This window comes from Bacteroidota bacterium (assembly GCA_030706565.1).
Classification (GTDB): domain Bacteria; phylum Bacteroidota; class Bacteroidia; order Bacteroidales; family JAUZOH01; genus JAUZOH01.
Map to the genome: position 1 here is coordinate 1 of JAUZOH010000455.1, position 2862 is coordinate 2862.

General features: G+C 36.8%; 3 protein-coding genes. All 3 read right to left on the bottom strand.

Annotation, left to right across the window (positions count from 1 at the left end; all coding sequences use genetic code 11):
* Positions 1–493: 493 nt before the first annotated feature.
* Positions 494–748 (bottom strand): hypothetical protein, encoded by a 255-nt coding sequence (locus tag Q8907_15495; GenBank protein MDP4275675.1) that lies wholly within the window; start codon positions 746–748, stop codon positions 494–496.
* Between the two features lie 26 nt (positions 749–774).
* Positions 775–2058 (bottom strand): Gfo/Idh/MocA family oxidoreductase, encoded by a 1284-nt coding sequence (locus tag Q8907_15500; GenBank protein MDP4275676.1) that lies wholly within the window; start codon positions 2056–2058, stop codon positions 775–777.
* Positions 2042–2862 (bottom strand): FAD:protein FMN transferase (locus Q8907_15505; protein MDP4275677.1); only part of this gene is annotated, 821 nt, incomplete at its 5' end. The genes Q8907_15505 and Q8907_15500, both read right to left, overlap by 17 nt.

Consider the following 2862-nt stretch of genomic DNA (forward strand, 5'->3'; position numbering starts at 1 on the left):
ATCAAACAACTTCGAACCCTCTTGAATCCCCTTTATTTTTCGTACTCTCTGTGACCTAGTGATTAATACAAGACCATTAGGTAGTTAAAATCCTCAAAATCAAACTCTGTCCCTCAAATATTCAGTATCCTGTTATAATCCCTTTTGTGATCCTAGATTTTAGTTAAACGGAATAAAAAGAACCTGGTATCACATACTCCCCGAAGAACAGTAGGGAAAGCTTCTTTTTTCATAAAAAATTAAAAAGAAAATACATCGGTTCTAGTTTAATGAATTACAGAATTATTATGTAACCATTAAATGAGGTTTATGAATTTGAATTAATCCGAATAATCATAAACGGTCAGAAACAACCATTTCTTTATGTTAATCCATGTAGTTGTCAATGAAAAAAAAGCCAGAACGACCATGTCTTATTCATAGCAGTCCTGGCTTCTTAAATATTTAGCAGACTTATTTTATTCCCTAATAGGTCATGAAATTCAATGAAATTTTACTTACCTACTACTGATTTTTGAGAATGATTTTTTACAAACCCCTTAATAAAAAAAACGATTAATCGTACTGCAACGATAAAAACATATAACGCACAACTAATCATAAAAACAAAACCGAGCTGGCTGTATAATTCTGTCCAACTGGTTTTATAAATCAGGATAGAAATAACATTCAACAAATAAGATAAGCCGAAAATAATCAGCCATATTATAAATTCCTTAAAAATATTTACTGTTACGGTCTTTTTCATTATCAATAATTTTAATAGGATAGGCATTAAATTTTAAATTCTTCCGGTAAAGTCACCATTTGTCCGGTGTCAATGGATTTTTCGGCTAACAGAGTCCAAACACTACCGTAATAGGCTTCCTTGACCATTTTATCGGGAGCTTTGCCCTTACGGATAAAGGCTGCATAGGCTTGCAGTTCAAACTTTGTATCTTCATAAAGGTCTTTAGGACTAATTCTTTCACCTTTATATTGATCTGCTGTTTCCGGTACCCAGGAAGTTCCGGCAACTCCAATATTATCAAAAATACCGTGTTCGATATTATTAACAAGTTGGCCTATTCCCGGTGCAGGCGGAGGTGTTTCGGTATAATACCTGTTCATTTCAAATTCAACAGTACCTTTATCTCCCAGAACTTGTTCCTCAAGACCATATTTTTTATTGCTGATCATTGAATCGTAAAGGAACTTGGCTTCATTCGGGAAATTATATATTACAGCAATATTATCAGGTACCGTACGACCATCTTTCCAGTAAACAATACTACCTGAAGCCATTACCGAAACCGGGAATTGATCTAATGCCCAGGTGGCAACCTGTAACTGGTGAGACATTAACTCGGTAAGCAATCCTGCAGAACATTCTTTGTATAACCTCCAATTGATCTGTTTGTCAAAGGACTTGTCATTATTTGGAAGTGGCCGGCGCCAATCATTATTCCGGTGCCAATATGCCCTGATTTGCCCGATTTTACCTATATCTCCATTATGAATACGCTGCATTCCTTCCAGATAAATAGGATTAAAGGTCCGTTGATGCCCTATCTGAAGTATCTTATTTGTTTTAATATGGGTATCATACATCCGTTTTACATCCTCAACGGTCCGGGCCATGGCTTTCTCACAAAATACATTAAGGCCGGAATTTAAACAATCAATGGTAATATGAGCATGTTCAAACAAAGGGGTTGCAATCACCACACCATCCAATTTTTCCCTTTCAATGAGTTTGCGGTAATCGTTGTAAGTTTTGGGACTGAATCCGTTTTTGTTGCAAAATTCAAAAGCAGTATTCAGGTGGGGTTGATAATTATCGCACAATGCACAAATATCTATGTTATCTTCTTTCATCACCAGAATCATATTCCTTAACAGTTCCTGGCCCCGTGAGCCTGTGCCAATAAAGGCAATTCTTACACGGTCCCCGGCACCCTTAGAAACAGTATCTCCGGCAAAAACTTTGAGCCAGGGAGTTGCGGCCAAAAAAGCGGCAGAACCACCAATGGCCATATTTTTTAAAAATTCTCTACGTGAATTAATCGGTGTGTCCATACGAATATATTATTGATATTTCTTTATTTACATTTTTATTAAAAACTAAGGCCTTAAGCGGATTAAACTTCGCAACAATGGCATCTGCTTCTTGCAAATTTACCAATAACAATGTTGTCGAAAGTACTTCCGCGATTACCGGACAACTGCATTGCACAAAAGAAATCCGGTTATTTTCTTCAATTTGTAAATTTTTAGGATTAACAATATGATATTTATTGCCCAGTATATTTTCTGTCAAAGCCCCGCTAAATGAAACGCAACTGTCATTTAAATAAAAAACAGGCATGGAACCTGAAATATTCCTCATAGAAAGCGGCCAGTTCGGGCCATAAGGATGAGTTCCCCGCGTAAGGACAGAACTTCCTCCAAAACTGATAAAACAATCTTTAACACTAAAAGAAGTAAGTATCTTTTCGGTCTCTCTCAGTACCAAACCCTTTCCAATAGCGCCAAAATCAAGTGAAACAGTATCGGTTGAAAATTTAATGGATTTCCTCTCCGGATTTAAAATTATATCCTTCATACCGCAGTCCAAACTGCCCTGGTTTCTTTTCACGGGATTCTTAAAATATCCCAGGCCTATATCAAAATAACCTGATGTCCATTCATTAAACCGGAAACAATCCTGTAATATTTTCCACAACCTATCACTCACAGGTATTTCTTCCCGGAATGCCGCTTCATTTACCCTAAAAACCTCAGCCTGTGAATCGAAACGGCTTAATAATTTTTCGAGAGCCAAAGCTTCCTTTTCAATTTTTAAGGCCAATTCTCCGCCAGCAACATCATTCATCTCAGGAA

What these genes read in the sequence shown, in the direction of transcription:
- Q8907_15495 (MDP4275675.1), bottom strand. Translation starts at nt 748, where the DNA reads ATGAAAAAGACCGTAACAGTAAATATTTTTAAGGAATTTATAATATGG.
- Q8907_15500 (MDP4275676.1), bottom strand. Translation starts at nt 2,058, where the DNA reads ATGGACACACCGATTAATTCACGTAGAGAATTTTTAAAAAATATGGCC.